The organism is Porphyromonas sp. COT-052 OH4946, assembly GCF_000765965.1.
Taxonomy (GTDB): domain Bacteria; phylum Bacteroidota; class Bacteroidia; order Bacteroidales; family Porphyromonadaceae; genus Porphyromonas; species Porphyromonas gulae.
Genome location: NZ_JQZY01000014.1, coordinates 354,972 through 373,024 on the forward strand (window position 1 = coordinate 354,972; position 18,053 = coordinate 373,024).

At 50.8% G+C, this 18,053-nt stretch carries 12 protein-coding genes and 1 pseudogene; 2 read left to right on the forward strand and 11 right to left on the reverse strand.

Going from position 1 to position 18,053, the window contains the following annotated elements; translation table 11 throughout:
• Nucleotides 1-99 precede the first annotated feature (99 nt).
• Nucleotides 100-1,383 (reverse strand): DEAD/DEAH box helicase, encoded by a 1,284-nt coding sequence (locus HQ50_RS06525; RefSeq protein WP_039429208.1) that lies wholly within the window; start codon nucleotides 1,381-1,383, stop codon nucleotides 100-102.
• 105 nt (nucleotides 1,384-1,488) lie between these two features.
• Nucleotides 1,489-1,653 (reverse strand): DUF1661 domain-containing protein, encoded by a 165-nt coding sequence (locus HQ50_RS11350; protein ID WP_235317946.1) that lies wholly within the window; start codon nucleotides 1,651-1,653, stop codon nucleotides 1,489-1,491.
• Between HQ50_RS11350 and HQ50_RS12160 the strand changes: the two genes are divergently transcribed.
• A complete protein-coding gene (locus HQ50_RS12160; protein ID WP_235317947.1) occupies nucleotides 1,634-1,711 on the forward strand; it encodes a DUF1661 domain-containing protein in 78 nt (25 codons plus the stop codon). The genes HQ50_RS11350 and HQ50_RS12160 overlap by 20 nt on opposite strands.
• Nucleotides 1,712-2,044: 333 nt before the next feature.
• On the opposite strand, the gene HQ50_RS06530 is transcribed toward HQ50_RS12160, so the two are convergent.
• The 6 genes and pseudogenes from HQ50_RS06530 to HQ50_RS12595 form a co-directional block, all read right to left on the reverse strand.
• Nucleotides 2,045-3,694 (reverse strand): T9SS type A sorting domain-containing protein, encoded by a 1,650-nt coding sequence (locus HQ50_RS06530; RefSeq protein WP_039429210.1) that lies wholly within the window; start codon nucleotides 3,692-3,694, stop codon nucleotides 2,045-2,047.
• 97 nt (nucleotides 3,695-3,791) lie between these two features.
• Nucleotides 3,792-4,766 carry a hypothetical protein gene (locus tag HQ50_RS06535; protein WP_039429211.1) on the reverse strand — a complete coding sequence of 325 codons (975 nt, stop codon included), beginning with the start codon at nucleotides 4,764-4,766 and terminating at the stop codon, nucleotides 3,792-3,794.
• A 145-nt stretch (nucleotides 4,767-4,911) separates the two neighbouring features.
• Nucleotides 4,912-6,534 (reverse strand): T9SS type A sorting domain-containing protein, encoded by a 1,623-nt coding sequence (locus tag HQ50_RS06540; RefSeq protein WP_039429213.1) that lies wholly within the window; start codon nucleotides 6,532-6,534, stop codon nucleotides 4,912-4,914.
• A 755-nt stretch (nucleotides 6,535-7,289) separates the two neighbouring features.
• Nucleotides 7,290-8,882: a T9SS type A sorting domain-containing protein gene (locus tag HQ50_RS06545; protein ID WP_039429214.1), complete on the reverse strand. Its 1,593-nt coding sequence runs from the start codon at nucleotides 8,880-8,882 to the stop codon at nucleotides 7,290-7,292.
• A 426-nt stretch (nucleotides 8,883-9,308) separates the two neighbouring features.
• On the reverse strand, nucleotides 9,309-11,351 hold the full coding sequence (locus HQ50_RS06550; RefSeq protein ID WP_039429215.1) for a DNA topoisomerase 3: 2,043 nt from the start codon (nucleotides 11,349-11,351) through the stop codon (nucleotides 9,309-9,311).
• 44 nt (nucleotides 11,352-11,395) lie between these two features.
• Nucleotides 11,396-11,539: pseudogene (locus HQ50_RS12595) on the reverse strand (hypothetical protein); the annotation flags it as partial.
• Here HQ50_RS12595 and HQ50_RS12600 point away from each other — a divergent pair.
• Complete coding sequence (locus HQ50_RS12600; protein WP_369684672.1) at nucleotides 11,517-11,702, forward strand: DUF1661 domain-containing protein; 186 nt, start codon at nucleotides 11,517-11,519, stop codon at nucleotides 11,700-11,702. The pseudogene HQ50_RS12595 and the gene HQ50_RS12600 sit on opposite strands and share 23 nt — an antisense overlap.
• On the opposite strand, the gene HQ50_RS06560 is transcribed toward HQ50_RS12600, so the two are convergent.
• The 3 genes from HQ50_RS06560 to purL are packed head-to-tail and all read right to left on the reverse strand — an operon-like array spanning nucleotide 11,664 to nucleotide 17,384.
• On the reverse strand, nucleotides 11,664-12,554 hold the full coding sequence (locus HQ50_RS06560; protein WP_039429241.1) for a glycosyltransferase family 2 protein: 891 nt from the start codon (nucleotides 12,552-12,554) through the stop codon (nucleotides 11,664-11,666). The genes HQ50_RS12600 and HQ50_RS06560 overlap by 39 nt on opposite strands.
• 8 nt (nucleotides 12,555-12,562) lie before the next feature.
• Nucleotides 12,563-13,687, reverse strand: a complete 1,125-nt coding sequence (gene dprA / locus HQ50_RS06565) for a DNA-processing protein DprA (RefSeq protein WP_039429218.1) — start codon at nucleotides 13,685-13,687, stop codon at nucleotides 12,563-12,565.
• Nucleotides 13,680-17,384 carry a phosphoribosylformylglycinamidine synthase gene (gene purL / locus HQ50_RS06570; RefSeq protein ID WP_039429219.1) on the reverse strand — a complete coding sequence of 1,235 codons (3,705 nt, stop codon included), beginning with the start codon at nucleotides 17,382-17,384 and terminating at the stop codon, nucleotides 13,680-13,682. The genes dprA and purL overlap by 8 nt, the downstream gene beginning before the upstream one ends.
• Nucleotides 17,385-18,053: the final 669 nt, after the last annotated feature.

An 18,053-nucleotide genomic window follows, 5' to 3' on the forward strand; every position in this document is an offset into this window, starting at 1 on the left:
AAAGTAATATATATACATTATGTATGGAAGCTCGAAAGGAGAAAAGAGGATGGGGATCAAACCGCAGCCGATGTATGGCCGTCATGCCCCGATTCGGCCCTATCGCCTCGGCCTCGCGCCTCCGCGTCTGCGTCCGTTCGAAGCGGTTTTCCCTTGTCTTTTGTCCTTTTCGGAGCGGCCGGAACGGGCATCGCCACTGCGTCCCTGACGACGGAGGCGACGTTTAGCCGGTTCGTAGGCAGGGACCTCGCCAAACTCCGGATCGACAGGCAGTTTATAGACCGATTTGCCCAGAAACGTCTCGATCTTGTGGAAGTCGCTCTGCTCTTCCTCGGAGACGAAAGTGATGGCTAGCCCCTCTCCGTTCGTACCCCGGGCTGTCCGCCCGATACGGTGCACATAGTCTTCGGGGTCGTGGGGAATGTCGTAGTTAATGACTACACGTATGTTGTCGATGTCGATCCCTCGTGCCACGATGTCGGTGGCCACGAGTACCTCCACATAGCCGTTTTTGAAGTCGCGCATCACCTGCTCGCGCTGGGACTGTTCCAGATCGGAGTGCATATCGGCCACATTGAAACCCATCTTGCGGAGAGTGGAAGTCAGCTCACGCACTTTGAGCTTGGCCGAGGCGAAAATAATGGTGCGCTTCGGTGCCGACTGCTCGAAGAGCTTGCGGAGTATAGGGAGCTTCTGCGCTTCGTAGCAAATGTATGCGCTCTGCATGATACTCTCCGGCGGACGGCTGATGGCGATCTCCACTTCTATCGGATTCTTCAGAATGGATGCTGCCAGCTTGCGGATCTTGGGAGGCATCGTAGCCGAGAACATAACAGTCTGGCACGAATTCGGCAGCTGCTTGTATATCTGCATGATGTCATCGAAGAAACCCATGTCCAGCATACGGTCGGCCTCGTCCAAAACGAAGTAGGAGACGTGGGAGAGGTCAGCCGATCCCAAGTTCAGATGCGAGATCAGACGCCCCGGTGTGGCTATCACGATGTCTGCCCCCATAGCCATCCCCCGGCGTTGCTGCTCCCATGCCACCCCGTCCGTACCCCCGTATATGGCTACGGCCGATACGGGCATGAAGTAGGAAAATCCCTCCACCTGCTGATCTATCTGCTGCGCCAGTTCGCGAGTGGGAGCCATGATCACGGCATTCACCACATCGGAGGCAAATTCGCCTGCACTCAGGCGATCCAGTATGGGTAGCAGATAGGCTGCCGTCTTGCCGGTGCCGGTCTGGGCACAGGCGATCACATCGCGCCCCTCCAGAATGGGCGGGATGGTGGCGGCCTGCACGGGTGTGGTCTCGAAGAAATTCATGGCATCGAGGCCATCCAATACTTCATCTCCTAAATTCAATTCATCAAAGCGCATACTCAAAAAAACGGACTTGGTTCCGGACAAAAGTACGTCAATTCCGACAGAAAAGGTTCCCCGATGGGGAATGTGCCAACCTATAACGATATGATGGAATCATCTTTATCCGATAGAGCCTAGCTCTTGGCACATATATGCCGGCTCGTCAGCACCGCCTCGCCGATCCGATGCTCGCCAAAACACGTCCCAAAAAGCTGCCGATTGCGGTCTGAGTTTCCCGAAAAAATGGCGCGAGATTTTTTTCGTTCTGGCGCGTAAATTTTTCACTTCCCGCGCCGGAACGAAAAAGTTTTCACGCCATGTTTTCAGAGAGCGCAAACACTAAATTTTTGGAGCGTAAACCAACCATGAGCTTTCTCCGGTAGCGGAATAACCCCAACATCTCATCTGCGCGTTTTGCAACCATTCAAACCGCCACAAAGAAGAAAGATCCACAAGAGGGTTTGTCAGGACGACTCTCCCTCTCATGGATCCGGTCACAGTTTATTAGAGACCCTTGTATATATGGGGGTCTTAAACCCTCCCGCAGGTCAGACGGGAGAGTTTGCTGTTCTTCGCCTCAAAGCGGGAAAGAAGTCGGGCGATTCTCTTCCGACAAGCATTCCCACTCCAAGACTCAGGTGTCTTTTTCCGGTCTTAGATTTTTCGTGCCGATTTCTTACTCTACAATGATTTTTTCCACGAAATACTCCGTATCCGCTACAACTTTCAGCATGTACGTACCTTTGGACAGATGCTGCACATTCAGCTTATATTCTTTCCCTAAGAATGAAACTTTCTCCACAACTCGGCCCTGCATGTCGTATACGACTGCCCCGTGACTCCCTTCTTTGGGTAGGTTGATCAGAACATATTCTTTGGCAGGATTGGGGTAGAGCTTCATGCTACCCTCCTTCTGCAATACGTCCCCCACGTCCAGAGCATGTACCCACTCCGTATCGGACCATAGGCAAAGATTAGCAACCATAGGAGGGGGATTTTTGGTTTCATCATATGGATTCTTGCCAGTATGCCATACCCAACAAGCCTTTCCATTGGTAGGATTGAGTGCTACTTGCGGACGGCGCTTCACTTTACCTTTAGCATCTTTTGCATATGCCTGTGGCTGACTCCAACCATAGAGATAGTGAATGTCATCGTATTTGATCCATCTGTATTTCATTAGATCGTTATCCTGATAAGTAGACAGATAACGATTGCCTTCCTTATCGTATGTCAAAGCCGGAATACCTTTACAGTGTTTAACGACCAGATCTTTCTTTGTAGGTGTATGTCCGGGATAATAATCGAAAGATGGCTTCGGATGTACGTAATGGCCCGGGTAAGTGATCAGGAAGTTATGGGAGCGTTTTCCATCCACGGTATTATCCGAATTGTCATCCAGCATCATTTGGATCTCTATACTTAGTGCTCCGAAAGGATTAAAATCAGTCCATCCACAGTCTTCTTCTATTATTATCGGATCAGACCACGCATAGCGGGGATCATAGTCCACAAAGTTGGAAATGAAACCAATGTCGAAGCCATCAGAGTTCTGATTCATTTCGAATACGACTCCCATTAGTGGCCAAGTATTAAATCCAAGAGAAGGAGATGTACTACCCAATGAAAGGTCTACTCTATTGATAGTCTTTTCTCCGGGTCTTGTGTAAATACGCTTTTGCTGAAAGTATACTCCACCATCTAACGAGAAAATATAGTCCAAGAAGCTGTATTGATTGTTTCCGTAGCCACTAACGGCAACAGCGAGAGCAAAAGGATCGCCCCCAAAACCGTAAAGAGAGGGCGCACGGTAGTTGGAGGAGATGGCTACACCCTCCAGTCTATGATCAGGAAAATCCTTCTTGTACACACACTCTGTATTCTTGAAATCTGCATCATGGCGATGTATCAGCAAAAAACCATCGCCAATAGCACCATTAAGATCGTGTGTTGCCATGACTGTCCAAACATTGATATCATCTTCATCCTTTCCCGTTACAGTAAAATCGCAATATGTGACAGAGGAGCCATAAGGCGCCAAAGTGTGCAAAGACCCTAACTTTTGGTAAGTAGCGCCACCGTCTTTGGAACGATACAGACTGACACCATCGGGATAAGCACGACATAAATCCAACATTACATAGATCCATCCATTGTCTGCCACAGCCATCTTGTAAAAAATATTGTCTGAATTTCCCGATTGGAAGGACATCCTCTTGACCAATACATCGTCTCCACCAATATCCATCTGGGCCTTGGCCGGAGGGCTAAATAAAACTATGGCAAAAGTCGCCAGTAGCAGTCTGAGTGCAATTTTTAGTTTCATGATTCTTGGCATTTTTATGAGTGAAACATTTCTTGTTCATATTACCAAATGCAACCCGGCATAAACGAGCGACTCACAATAATCGGCTCGGGAACGGCTACTCCAGCTTCGTGAGCAGTGTGCTGCCTATGCGTTTGCCCTTCTTGTCGTAGCTCTCACTCTTGACACATCCGACTTCCCTCGACATCCACTCCACAGCACTCATCCGTACGGTGATCATGCTTTTCATGACGATCGAATAGCTGATCTTGTAGCATTGGAATGTTCCGGCCGGAGTGGTAATGCTTTCGATGCTCTGCACCTTGCGGTCGATGGTTCGCAGAGTAATCGGAGGCAATGGGAAATCGGCCGCTTCGGCCGTAATCGTCACTTCGGCATCGGGCAGAGACTGACCTGCCGACATTTGGGATGGATAGGCGATGTCCACGCCCGTCACTTTGCTCTTGACGTCTTTGAACATCTTAAGCGTTTGCTCGTTGAGCAACGATTGGGCATCCACATAGAATCGGTCGCCCTCGCACCACATATTCGCCGTGCCCGAAAAGATCTGTTTACCTTTCTTGTCATACATCTCTTGGGTGGTGGCTATTTTCATCCCTTTAGCCGTGTTAGTTACACTCTGCACCTGCTGCCGAATCGTGCCGGTAACTTTTCCTTTGGCATCGTAAATAGTCATTTCACGCCGAGCACCCTGCTTGGTCGGAAACAGGATTTCACATCCGCCTTGGCCGCCGACCTTGCCGACTGATCTGCCCGCATTGCTTGCGCGACGCATTTTCTGATCGTTTTGTCGATCCAGTTCATCCAATGAAATAGTCTTGCGAGTAGCCGTTTTGGCGGGGGTTGCAGTGGTTTTCTCCGTTCCTTTGACAGCTTCCTCTTCAGCTTTGTCGAGGGTCTTGTCCATGGCTTTGTCTACCTTCTCGTCAGCCCGTTTTTCTACCTTCTCTTTGGCTTTCTGTCCTATTTTCCCCAACCAGCTCTGAGGCATACAAGCCCCTTGAGGAGCGGCAAGGCTTCCCGAAATCGGTATCATGAGACAGATGGAGAGGATAATACCTTTGTATTTCATTGCTCTATGTTTTTAGTACAAAGAGAGACAAGGGATACAGCCTGATAGTCCGTACCTCTGCCTCTCTTATCGTTAGGATATTATGATCTTTATATGTGCTTAGCCAGGCCTCCATCCGACTGAGTCGGTAGAGTCACAGCCGCCCTTATTCCACTACGAGCTTCTCTACGAAGCACTCCGTGTCGGATACGACCTTGAGCATGTACGTACCCTTGGCCAAGCGCTGCACATTCAGCTTATATTCCTTGCCGGTGAAAGAAGCTTCGGCGACTACCCTGCCCTGCATGTCATAGACTGCAGCCTTGCAGGTCGCTGCCATCGGCAGACAGATCATAGTATATTCGTTGGCAGGGTTCGGGAAGAGTTTCATGCTGCCTTCCTGCATTACGATGTCTTCAACACCGTTGGCATGTACCCATTCCGTATCGGCCCATACGATTCTCTTCCCGGACATGGATTCCACCCATGACCAGCAAGCCTGACGCATGACAGGATTGATGTCCACTTGAGGTGTATAGAGAGCATTGACAGATGATGTGTACGTATATCTGTCACTCCACGCATCTTTGTCATGAATATTGTTATAATTGAACCAGAAGTATTTCAGCGTGTTCGTGCCACTCTCCTCTTCTTTGGCATAGGTGACCAGGTAGTGAGACCAACTCTTGTCATACGCCAGACCCGAGTTGGTCTCGCTCTGGTACGAAGCGACAAGATAACCTTCCTCCAGATCATCCATAGTCGGTGTTTTACCTTTTTGATACCCGAACGATGTCTTGGGATACACATAGCGAAGGTCCCAATCCGAATTCTCAGGATCAAAATTGCTGTACGTAATCATGAAGTTGTAGCAATTCACCCCATTAATCGTATTGTCATCCTCGTCCAGCATCATTTGAATCTTGGGGCTGAACGAGTCGTCGGTTTTGCTAACGATTATAGGGCCTGACCAAACAAATTCAGGATCATTGTCGACAAAGTTCGACAAGAAACCAATGTCGCTTTTGTCTCCTTCTTTATTCATTTCAAATACCACACCCATCAGCGGCCAGGTATTGTTGCCTGTGGATTCAGAGGTGCTACCCAGTGAGAGATCCACTTTGTCGATCTTATTCTCTCCATCTTGACGGAAGAGTAGGTTTTTCGTGAATTTTTGTCCTCCATCCAGAGAGAACACATAGTCCACGAAGCTTTGTTTGTGCGTGTTGTTGAAACCGGTATAAGCAAAAGCCAAAGCAAAAGGATCGCCACCATTGTTAAGGGCAGAAGGCGAACGATAGTTGGAGGCTATATCCACATCGTACAGCCGTACATTGGAGAAGTCTTCCTGATACATACGTTTTCCATTCTGCGCGTTGGCATCACGACTGAATACCGCGACTCTACTCTTATATTCACCGGGCTTATTCATGATCTCTACCGACCAAACCTTGATGTCGGATTCGGTCTTACCCGTGACTATGATATCGAAGTCTTGAAACAGATAATCATCCGATGGATCCCAATCTCTCAACTTTTGGTATGTGGCACCGTTGTCTTTGGAACGGAAGATCTTCACATTGCTATTGCCGGTGTCACGTCCGCTGTGGGTCATTACATAGATCCATCCGTTGTCCGCTACACTCATCCTCGTCTGCACGAGTGTTTCCTGATCGTACTGGATCACCTTGACATCATCTCCGCCCATTGTCTGCGCTTGGGCGAGGGGACAGAGGGTTGCGACGGCGAAAGCCGCCACTACGAATTTGCGTAAAGCTTTTGTTTTCATAACAATTTTTGTCTTTTTTGCCTTGAGACCTGATCGGGCAGGAGTCCTCCGGTCTCGAATTGCTGATTAGTGATTAGTTTGATTGATTTGTTGTCTTGATTTTTCACAAGAGCACGATGGCTCATGACTCTCTCTTCTCCGCTTTCATTCTTTGTTTTTACTTTTTGCTGATTGATTATCGTTCACCCTTGGCTAAGAACATCCGAAATCAAAACCGACAATTCGCACAATGCGGAGCGCATGTTCGACTTTCTCTGTTGCAAAGGAACGGAGTGGCGAGGAAGGACACTTGGACAAATCGCGCATTTTCTTGGACAAATCGCGCATTTCAAACAAAAAACGATGTCAGATTTGGTATAGATTTGGATAAATCACGCACAAAAAAGACATAAGACGCTAATAAACAGGGTGTTCCGAGTGCAAATACTAAAAGCTCTTTTCGAATATCCTTTAGAACGTAATAAAATGTCCTTTTTGCGAAAAAAGGAGATCGGCCAATTCGCTATCGGACAGGGATGAGAGATGCTCGGAGTAAGGGAGTCGGAAGGTGCAGCCTTCGCGAAAAGCATTGCAGCCGAAAACCTCCCGACTTCTATAGAGTTGTTCTTTAAAATTAGAGAGACAGAGGGATAGCAAACCAATGGGGATGCTATCCTCTGCCTCTCTTGCTGTTTAGGTTATTAACGTCTTTTCTGTTCTTTGCACATATGACAAACGGCCCCTATCCGACTGAGTCGGTAGAGTCACAGCAGCCCTTATTCCACTACGAGCTTCTCTACGAAGCGCTCTGTGTCGGACACGACCTTGAGCATGTATGTGCCCTTAGCCAAGTTCTGCACATTCAGCTTATATTCCTTGCCAGAGAAAGAGGCTTGGGCTACCACCCTGCCCTGCAAGTCGTAGAGTACTACCCTGTTCTCTCCTGCCACTGGCAAACTGATTAGGACGGATTCGTTCGCCGGATTGGGGTAGAGCTTTATCTTACTTTCTTGCATTACGATGTCTTCAATGCTTGATGGCACTGCCCACTCAGTATCGGCCCACAAATCGATTCCACCTTGATATTCATCAAACCAGATCCAACAAGCTTTTACTTTCGAAGGGTTGATATCCACAAGAGGCTGGTAGAAATCAAAAGAAATATTATCATAGTCGGATGCATAAACGTATTTAGTACTCCACGAACTGGGTTTATGAAGATTATCGTAGTGCGCCCATTGGTATTTCAATTTTTGTATACCATCCTCTTCAGTAGCGTATGTAAACAGATAGTGATTGCCTACCTTATCATATGAAAGAGCCGGCTGTCGTGCATTGGATACGAGCGTAGTTACAGTAAGGTCGTCCACAGAAGGCTCGGAGAGATACCCGAACGATTCCTTCGGATATGCATATTTGATAGTATTCTGAGTCTCATAGACTATCATGAAATTGTGGCAACTCTCACCGCCTATTGTATTCTCCGAATCGTGATCCAGCATCATTTGGATTCGCGGTCTCGACAAATTACCGGAGGCAGCGAGTGTGATCGGACTACTCCATGCGAAGTTAGGATCATTGTCGACGAAATTGGAGATAAACCCAACATTATTATAACCATCTTTGGCAAACACAATGCCCATAAGAGGCCAAGTATTGTGCATATCGGCAGTTGTGCTACCTATAGAAATGTCTACATCTTCGATTTGTTGCGTTCCATTTTGTTTGTACAAGAGTGACTTCTCAAAAGTAGCCCCCCCATCCAAAGAGAATATATAGTCCAGAAAGCTATGCTTGGGAGAGGCAGCCCTATTATATCCGCATACAGCAATCCCCAGAGCAAAAGGATTTCCGCCGACTCCCATAGGAGAAGGAGCTCTAAAGTTGGAAGCCATGGCCACATCGTACAGCTCTACGTTCGGCAACGTTTCATCATAGATACGAACTGAATTTGCCATATCGGCATCACGGCGGAAGATCACGACTTTGCTGTCCGAATCTTTGACGAGCAACTCCACCGACCACACTCTGATATCAGATGCATTATTGCCGGTTACTACTATATCGAAATCTGCATATCGATAGCCACCTTCCGGATACCAATGTTTGAGTTGTTGATATGTGGCTCCTCCATCCACGGAACGAAAAATCTTGACTTGGGTATCAGCCCCGTCTTTATAATGAGCCATCACATAGATCCAACCATTGTCTGCTACGGCAAGTCTGGACTCACCTTCTGGCTGTTCCTCGGAGAATGAGGAGATCAACACATTATCTCCTCCCATCATCTGAGCCTGCATGAAGCTGGGGCTGCAAATGGCTGCAGCGAATACAGCCACGAAAAACTTGAGTAAAGCTTTTGTTTTCATACTTGTTGTTTTTTTGATGAGACTGACAGGAAGGGGATCCCTCCGGTCGGTCTCGGGTTAAATAATCAGTGATTGTTGTTCCTTTCGATCTCTAAAAGATCATCCCATTCTTTCTTTTTCTTTGTCGCTTTCATTTCCTTGTCTCCTACCTTTTTCAATCGCACAATTGTTTTCTCTTAGCTAAAGCTTATGAAATTGGCAGAGACGACCGGGAACAAACACCGGCTCTCTCTATCGCAAAGGAAAGAGGTATCACCGAAATATTTTTGGACAAATCGCGCATTTTCTTGGACAAATTGCGCATTTTAAATAAAAAAGATGTCAGATTTGGCATCGATTTGGACAAATCACGCACAAAAAAGACATAAGACGTTAACAAACAAGATGTTCCGAGTGCAAGTACTAAAAGCTCTTTTCGAATGTCATTTAGAACGTAGTAAAATGTCCTTTTTGCGAGGAAAGGAGGTCGGCCAGTTCGCTATCGGACAGGGATGCGGGATGCTCGGAGTAAGGGAGTCGGAAGGTGCAGCCTTCGCGAAAGGCATTGCAGCCGAAAGCCTCCCGACCGCGGACAACGATCCCCTTGCCACAGATCGGACAGGTGAGATCGGGCTGCTGCTGCTTCACGAGCTTGTCTGCCTTTTTCTTTTTGCCGGAAGCCGGCGAGGCAGCAGGTGCCGGATCGGGTAGGAGTACGGAGGAGCTGCTCTTGAGCACATCGGGGATCAGATGAGTGAGCAGCACTTTCAGCTCGTCGATAAAGTCGGCTGCCGAGTAGTCGCCGCGCTCGATGCGGCGAAGCTTATATTCCCATTGTCCGGTCAGTTCGGCACTCTTGAGCAGCTCATAGTCGATCGTCGCTATCAGAGAGATCCCCGTGGGAGTGGCCTTGAGGTTCTTCTTCTCTTTATAGATATAGTTGCGCTTGAAGAGCGTCTCGATGATCGCTGCCCGCGTGGACGGTCGCCCGATGCCGTTTTCTTTGAGGGCATCGCGTAGCTCTTCGTCTTTGACCGACTTGCCGGCCGTCTCCATGGCACGCAGAAGTGTGGCTTCGGTATAGAATTTGGGAGGCTGTGTCGTCTTCTCCTGCACTTCGGGGGAGTGTGCTCCGCTCTCGCCCTCAGAGAAAGCCGGCAGGGTCTTCTCTTCGTCCTTGCTCTCACCTTCGTCATCCGTCTGCGGATCGGTGAAGACGGTGCGCCAGCCGGGTTCCAGTATCTGTTTTCCCGTGGTTTTGAACTCTACCTCGGCAGCCTGTCCCAAGACCGTGGTCTGGCTGAATACGCAGTCCGGATAGAAAACGGCAATGAACCGGCGCGCTACCAGATCGAATACGCGCCGCTCGTCCTCCGACAAGCCGTGTGATGGCTGACCCGTGGGAATGATGGCATGGTGGTCGGTGATCTTGCTGTTGTCGAATACCTTCTTGCTTTTTTTCAGCTTGCCGCCTCGGAGGGGAGCTGTAAGCAGGGCATAGTCGGAGAGCCCTTGGAGGATATTAGGCACCTTTTCGAATATATCATCGCTCAGATAGGTGGTATCCACACGCGGATAGGTGGTGATCTTCTTCTCGTACAGCGACTGGATGGTGCGCAGCGTGGCATCGGCCGTCATGGCAAACTTCTTATTGCATTCCACCTGCAGGCCCGTGAGATCGAAGAGTCGTGGCGGCAGTTCCTTGCCTTTCTTCGTAGCTACGAAGGTAACGGTAAACGGGCTGCCCGCTACGGCCTGCACTTCCCTACGAGCATCCTCGATGGAGGAGAAGCGTCCCTTGGTGGCATTGAACAAAGTTTCGCGGTAGGTGGTCTTCACCTCCCAGTAGACTTCAGGCGTGAAGTGCTCGATCTCGTGCTGTCTCCTGACGATAAGGGCCAGAGTAGGAGTCTGCACGCGTCCGATGGAGAGTACCTGTCGGTTGCCCCCGAAGCGGAGCGTATAGAGACGCGTAGCATTCATGCCCAATAGCCAGTCGCCTATGGCACGAGCCAGTCCGGCTTCATACAGGGAGCGAAACTCCTCGCTGTCTCGCAGTCCGGCAAAGCCTTCACGGATGGACTCCTCCGTGAGAGAAGATATCCACAGTCGCCGCACAGGACATGTGCAACCGGCTTTCTGCAACACCCAGCGCTGGATCAGCTCGCCCTCCTGTCCGGCATCGCCGCAGTTCACGACCATATCCGCTTCGCGCACGAGCCTTTCGATGACGCCGAATTGCTCCCGAATACTATCGCTCTCGATGAGTTTGATACCGAATCGCGGTGGTATCATCGGTAGCGAACCGATACTCCATCGCTTCCATTCGGGTGCATAGTCGTGAGGCTCTTTGAGGGAGCAGAGATGCCCGAAGGTCCACGTCACCCGGTAGCCGTTGCCCTCCATATAGCCTTTGTGGGCTTTGGTGGCACCGAGTACGGCAGCGATCTCACGCCCTACACTGGGCTTTTCGGCGATGCAGACTATCATGAGCTTATTCCGGATTCCTAAAGACAAATGTACACTTTTGACCTTTAACGGCTGTGCCTTGCTCTCTGTATGGAGCCTCGTACGAGACTTCCTGTTTGCTGTGGTTTGGTGCGGAAAAAAGGCTGTGTATGGCACGGGAAAACGTGGCGCGGGAAAGTTTTGCCTGTGGCGCGGGAAAATTTTTTTTCCCGAACGAGAACGAAAAAGTTTTGGCGCGAGTTTTCAGCAAAACACGAACCGCACTTCGCCGATTTTCGGTTCGAGAATGCGATAGGCTGCCCCCAAGCAAGAAAAGACAAAAGAGCTGCAAAACTAATGCTTTCGCAAGGAAGAAAGGGAGGCTACGTATAGTAGCTTATACAAGCTGAAGAGAAGTAGAGAGGGCTTGCTGCCCGTAAGCTGCTTCTCCAACGAGGAGCGGAAGAGCGGCCACAAGGTGGCCGTCAATCGTACAAGGTGTAGCCGTTTCAGCAGATTGTATACTCTGAGCAGGCTTACCAGTTCGGCCAGCTCTTCGCGGTGGCGATAGAGATTGTCCAGATAGCTGCGTGTGGTGGACAAAAATCCCTCGGCCGTGTCGCAGTGGTAATGCTCTACGGGATTGTCGATATGCAGGATGGGGATGCCGGCCCGGCGCAGACGCTCGCCAAACAGGATGTCTTCGTACCCCATGCCCATATTGGGAGGGAAGCCGGTGGCAAGCATCTGCTTTCTTGGGATCATGAAAGCCATCGAGATGAATCCGGAGTGGGGCTTTCGTGCTCGCTCTCGTGCCGATCGGCTTTCCACTTCGGTACCATATCGTTGCCGGAGGGGATTGGTGGACTCGGGCGGATAGACGAATCCACCACATACGACTGCCGTGTCGGAGGCATGCCGTAGATAGCGTTCGATGAGGTCGGGGGATGCCGGCAGGGTGTCGGAATCGAGGATAAGGAGCTGCTCGCCTTGGGCTTCTTCGGCTAAGCGATTGCGCAGACGGCCTGCACCCATATTCTCCTCGGCACTGATGAGTCGGCACAGCCCCTCCTGTTCGTAAGCGATGTATTGGGAAGTGTAAGGCTCGCCGGAGCAGTCGTCACCAAGAATGATTTCATAGCCGATGGATAGCCCTTCGGCCTGCTTAGACAGTTCCTCCAGCAGTCTGCGACAATCCCTCTTATAAACGGGTATGAGTATGGACAAGGTGGGAGACTTCTTCATCGCAGGGTTCATATAACGGAATACATACCACCGGGCTGTGACTGTACCAGCCCGTCCAATTCGAGGTCGAAAAGCTGAGCGGAGACATCGTTTATAGGTAGTCCGGTGGCCCGTGTCAGCTCGTCCACGGAGGCTGTACCTGCTCTGAGAAGGCACTCGGCTACGGGTGTATCCGGCCAGCTATCGGGACGGAAATTCAATGTCTGTGGCTTGGCGTCTATCGTAGAACTCCAATCGAGCAGCGTCAGCACATCTTGAGCCGAGCTGACGAGGGCGGCTTTTTGATCCCTTATCAAGGCATTGCATCCGGCCGAACGGCTATCCGTGGCTCGTCCGGGTAGGGCCAGCACTTCGCGATTGTAACCGAAAGCCAGTCCGGCGGTGATGAGGGAGCCTCCTTTCTCGGCCGATTCGATCACAAGCGTGGCATCCGACAAGCCTGCTACGATGCGGTTGCGACCGACAAAGTTGAAACGCTCCGGCTCCGTACCCATGGGGTAATCGGTGAGCATGCCTCCGTGTCGGAGCATCTCCGTAGCAATGGAGCGATGGCTACTCGGATAGATTCTGTCCAGTCCATGTGCCAATACACCTACCGTGGGCAGGCCGCTGTCCAAGGCAGCCTTGTGAGCTGCGACATCGACGCCGTACGCCAGTCCGCTGACGATAAGCAAATCGGGGACAGCTTCGGCCAACTCGGACACGATGCGCTCCGTAGCCGTACGTCCATAGGCCGTGATATTGCGCGTGCCTACAATGCTCAGCGCTCTGCGTGGCGAGAGATCGACATTGCCTTTGGAATAAAGAAGGATAGGAGCATCGACACATTCTTTCAGGCGGTAAGGATAGTTGTCATCGGTGATGAAATACATATCCAGCCCGGCTTTGAGGGCTTGATCCAACTTTCTCCGTGCTTCCTCCATGACCGAAGGAGAGAAGATGGCATCGAGCAGACGGTGAGACGCTCTCGGCAGCCTCTGTGCCAACTCTTTCCTGTCGGAAAAGATGGCTTCGGGACTGCCCATAACCGAGAGCAGCTGCCTTGCCAGCACGCTGCCCACGCCTTTTATGTGCGTGAGTGCAATGCGGAAAAGCAGCTGCTCCTCTGTCAAATGGGGGCGACGATCATCCATTTTTCCCCTGCTTAGCTATCCACTCGTAAGCGTTGCGGAAAGCCTGCATCCAAGGTGTCACCTGATGTTCGTGTCGTTGTGATTCGGGATAATAACCGCACTGCCAGGGGAATATGCTTCGCTCCGGATGCGGCATCATCGTCAGATGGCGGCCATCCGCGCTGCACAATCCGGCTATGCGGTACGGCGATCCGTTGGGATTGGCCGGATAACCATCGTATTCGTACTTGGCCACCACATGATAGGCTTTCTCCTCGTACGGGAGACTGAATCGGCCCTCGCCATGAGCACACCATACACCGATCTTACTTCCGGCCAGATTGCCGAGCATGATGGAGTTGTTGTGCGGGATTTCAAGGGTGACGAATGTACTTTCGAATTTCTGCGATTCGTTGTGGACGAGTTTGTGCTTGAGTTCGTGTTCGGGGTACAGCAGCTCCAGCTCAGCCATCAGCTGGCAACCGTTGCAGATACCGAGGCTGAGCGTGTCAGGGCGTGCGAAGAAACGATCCAACGTGGCTTTGGCTCGCTCATTGAAGAGAATACCGCCGGCCCATCCCTTGGCAGATCCGAGTACGTCCGAATTGGAAAATCCGCCACAGAAGACAACCATCCGGATGTCCTCCAGAGTCTCTCTTCCACTGGTCAGGTCTGTGAGGTGTACGTCCTTCACATCGAAGCCGGCCAGATAGAGAGCATAGGCCATTTCCCGCTCTCCATTCGTTCCCTTGTCGCGAATGATGGCAGCGCGGATGCCGGATGCAGTCTTACGGTCGGGATCCAATCCCATCGCTTTCAGATCGCCCGTAAATTGCTTGGGGAAGTGATAGAGCACCGGTTGTTCCTTATAGTTCTCGAAGCGATTGCCGGCCAAGGTATTGCCGCTCTGGAAGCAGTCCAGCAGATAGGACGATTCATACCAAACGTCGCGCATGTGGTCGATACCGAACAGGTATTCGGCTCCGTCTTTATGGATCAAGAGATGTCGCTCTTGGGTCGGCTTGGCTATCGGGAGGAAGCCGATACCGGCATCGGTCAGAATCTTATCAACGGCTTTACGATCTTTTACTTGAATGAGAATGCCGGGGTTTTCGGCAAAGAGGACTTTGATCAGGTCGTCTTCCACGAGTTTATCCAATTCCACCTCCAGGCCACCATCCACATTGGCAAAGCACATTTCCAGAAGTGCCGTAATCAGACCGCCTGCGGATATATCGTGTCCGGCCAGAACCAGACCCTTGTCAATGAGTTCTTGTACGGCATTGAACGCATCGCGGAAGTATTCCGGATCACGTACGGTAGGCACCTCATCTCCGATGGCTCCCAAGCTCTGGGCAAAGGCCGATCCGCCCAAAGAGAACGGGCAGAAGCTGAAATCGATATAGTAGAGAGCGGTACCGGCTGTATGGCTCAGGACGGGGCTGACGATACGACGAATGTCTGTCACCTCGGCCGCAGCACTGATAATCACCGTACCGGGACTCAGCACTTTTTTGTCCTCATATTTCTGTGTCATGGAAAGAGAATCCTTGCCGGTAGGGATATTGATGCCCAAATCGACGGCAAAGTCCGAACAGGCCTCCACGGCACGGTACAAACGGGCATCTTCGCCTTCGTTACGGCAGGGCCACATCCAGTTGGCCGACAGGCTCACACCCTCGATGCCATTACGAAGCGGGGCAAAGACGATATTGGTGAGGGCTTCCGCTATAGCCAGCACGGAACCGGCCGCCGAATCGACTAAAGCGGCCTGAGGAGCATGGCCGATAGAAGTAGCCACTCCGCTATGGCCACGATAGTCCAAAGCCATAGCACCGAGGTCGCTGAGCGGAAGCTGCAATTCGCCCTGACACTGCTGACGAGCCACTCGTCCCGTCACAGATCTGTCCACCTTATTGGTAAGCCAATCCTTACAAGCCACTGACTCCATACGCAGTACTTGCTCCAGATATTCGTCCAGACGGGCAGGATCGTATTGCGGTGCCTGATAGCGATGTTCTATGGTTCTGTCCTCCATGACGGTACGGGGAGGCTTGCCGAACATGTCGTCCAGCTTCATGTCGATAGGACACTCGCCATTGTCCTTGCGGAAGACGAAGCGCATATCGTCAGTGGTCTCTCCGACCACATACATGGGAGCGCGTTCGCGCTCGGCTATCTTGCGGACATACTCCAAGTCTTTCTCCTGCATCAGCAGTCCCATACGCTCCTGACTCTCATTGCCGATTATTTCTTTGGCTGAAAGAGTGGGGTCGCCGACGGGAAGTCGATCCATGTCGATTCGGCCACCGGTCGCTTCCACCAATTCGGACAGGCAGTTCAGATGTCCTCCGGCACCATGGTCGTGGATGGAGACGATCGGATTATTCTCGCTCTCGGCTATGGATCGGATCACATTCTGCACACGCTTCTGCATCTCAGGATTGGAGCGTTGGATGGCATTCAGCTCTATACTGCCGGACAATTGTCCTGTATTCACAGAGCTGACAGCCCCTCCACCCATACCGATGCGGTAGTTGTCTCCTCCGAGGATCACCACTTTCTCTCCCGGAGACGGCTCTCCTTTGAGTGCATCCGTCTGTTTGGCATAGCCCACACCTCCGGCAAGCATGATGACCTTGTCGTATCCATAATAGGTAGCATCCGGTGTTTCTTGGTGTTCGAAGGTCAGAACGGATCCGGTAATGAGCGGCTGTCCGAATTTATTACCGAAGTCGCTGGCACCGTTAGAGGCCTTGGTGAGGATTTGACGGGGCGTTTGATAGAGCCAACTGCGCTCGGATAGCTTCTTTTCAAACGGTCGCGTTCCGTCTGTACGGGCGTAAGAAGTCATATAGACAGCGGTGCCTGCCAACGGAATGCTGCTCTTGCCTCCGGCCATTCGATCGCGAATCTCACCACCCGTTCCGGTGGCAGCGCCATTGAAAGGCTCCACGGTGGTGGGGAAATTGTGCGTTTCGGCTTTGAGACTCAGCACGGTATCGATCGTTTTGGTCTCGAAGTAATCGGGTTTGTCCGCACTGCGGGGGGCAAATTGCTCTACCTTCGGACCTTGGACGAAAGCCACATTGTCTTTGTAGGCGGACACAAGCAGATTGGGATTGACAGCAGAGGTACGTTTGATCAGATTGAAGAGAGAACTTTCCTTCTCCTCTCCATCGATAATAAATGTGCCGCCGAATATCTTGTGCCGGCAGTGTTCGGAATTGACCTGCGAGAAACCGAACAGCTCGCTGTCTGTGAGCGGCCTGCCGATGCGTTCGGACACACCTTCCAAATAACTGATTTCATCTTCGCTCAGAGCCAGTCCCTCAGCTTCATTGTAGGCGCGAATGTCCCGGACGGAAATGATAGGTTCGGGCTTACGATCTATATCGAAAATCTGTTGGTCCAGCTGCTCATAAAGAGCTTGCAACATGGGGTCGAACTCCGCGTCAGCACCTTTCACCGGAAAGAATTCTTCTATGCGGCGTATGCCTGCAACGTTCATATTCTGCGTTATCTCTACGGCATTGGTACTCCAAGGTGTTACCATCTCCCGACGAGGTCCTACATGATAGCCACTTACAACATCGGACTGATAGAGTTCGGCTCCACCAAACAGCCATACCAGCCGATGTATTTCTTCTTCGCTGAACTGAACTTCACTCTCCACGGCATAGACAGAGCCGGACGAATGGCGAAAGAATAAAATCATTATGGATATGCTTTAGAATGCTTTTGATTGAATACTTCTTACGGACAAAGATAAACGAAAAAGGAGTGTCGCGCCATAATTTTCCAAATGGTGGAACGGGAAATCGGGAAAGCCGGTCATACGCTTCCGACAAAAGATTTCTACAGGCACCTTATCTCAGCACAATAACGCAGCACATCCTTTTCCACATTTTACGCTTTCACCACTTTTTTTTCATTTCGTGTTCCTTCTCTTTTTCATCGCCCCTCATGCCATTTTGGCGATAGCACTTTGGAAGAATCCGTTTAGCAAAGAACTGAGAGAGGAAGAGAAAAGAGGCAGAGAGAAATTTGAACGAAAAGCTCTTATCAAGGATCAGCACCACATCACTTGCGCCGGACTCATACTATTAAAAGTGAACAACCCCAAACATTAGGCAGCACACTTCCTGCAGCGCACATTTAGTGGTATCACCTTGATAGAAGTAAAGTTCACAAAGCCTTTCCGATGCAAAGGAAAGAGTGATGGAAAAGAGAAAGAAGTACGAGACGGGGAAGCAGAAAGCGAAAGTAAAAGTCTGATGACCCATCGCACAGCGATTGCATTATCCCTCGGTGCGCGGCTACCTGTGGTACCTGCCGAACAACGAGGATGTTTCATGCTTCCTTGGCGGTGGGGGGGGGGCAGGGA

Bases quoted from the DNA above. Each gene is read 5' to 3' on its own strand.
- HQ50_RS06550 (WP_039429215.1), bottom strand. From the start codon at position 11,351: ATGATAGTCTGCATCGCCGAAAAGCCCAGTGTAGGGCGTGAGATCGCT.
- HQ50_RS06560 (WP_039429241.1), bottom strand. From the start codon at position 12,554: ATGAAGAAGTCTCCCACCTTGTCCATACTCATACCCGTTTATAAGAGG.
- purL (WP_039429219.1), bottom strand. From the start codon at position 17,384: ATGATTTTATTCTTTCGCCATTCGTCCGGCTCTGTCTATGCCGTGGAG.
- dprA (WP_039429218.1), bottom strand. From the start codon at position 13,687: ATGGATGATCGTCGCCCCCATTTGACAGAGGAGCAGCTGCTTTTCCGC.
- HQ50_RS06540 (WP_039429213.1), bottom strand. From the start codon at position 6,534: ATGAAAACAAAAGCTTTACGCAAATTCGTAGTGGCGGCTTTCGCCGTC.
- HQ50_RS06545 (WP_039429214.1), bottom strand. From the start codon at position 8,882: ATGAAAACAAAAGCTTTACTCAAGTTTTTCGTGGCTGTATTCGCTGCA.
- HQ50_RS06530 (WP_039429210.1), bottom strand. From the start codon at position 3,694: ATGAAACTAAAAATTGCACTCAGACTGCTACTGGCGACTTTTGCCATA.
- HQ50_RS06535 (WP_039429211.1), bottom strand. From the start codon at position 4,766: ATGAAATACAAAGGTATTATCCTCTCCATCTGTCTCATGATACCGATT.
- HQ50_RS06525 (WP_039429208.1), bottom strand. From the start codon at position 1,383: ATGCGCTTTGATGAATTGAATTTAGGAGATGAAGTATTGGATGGCCTC.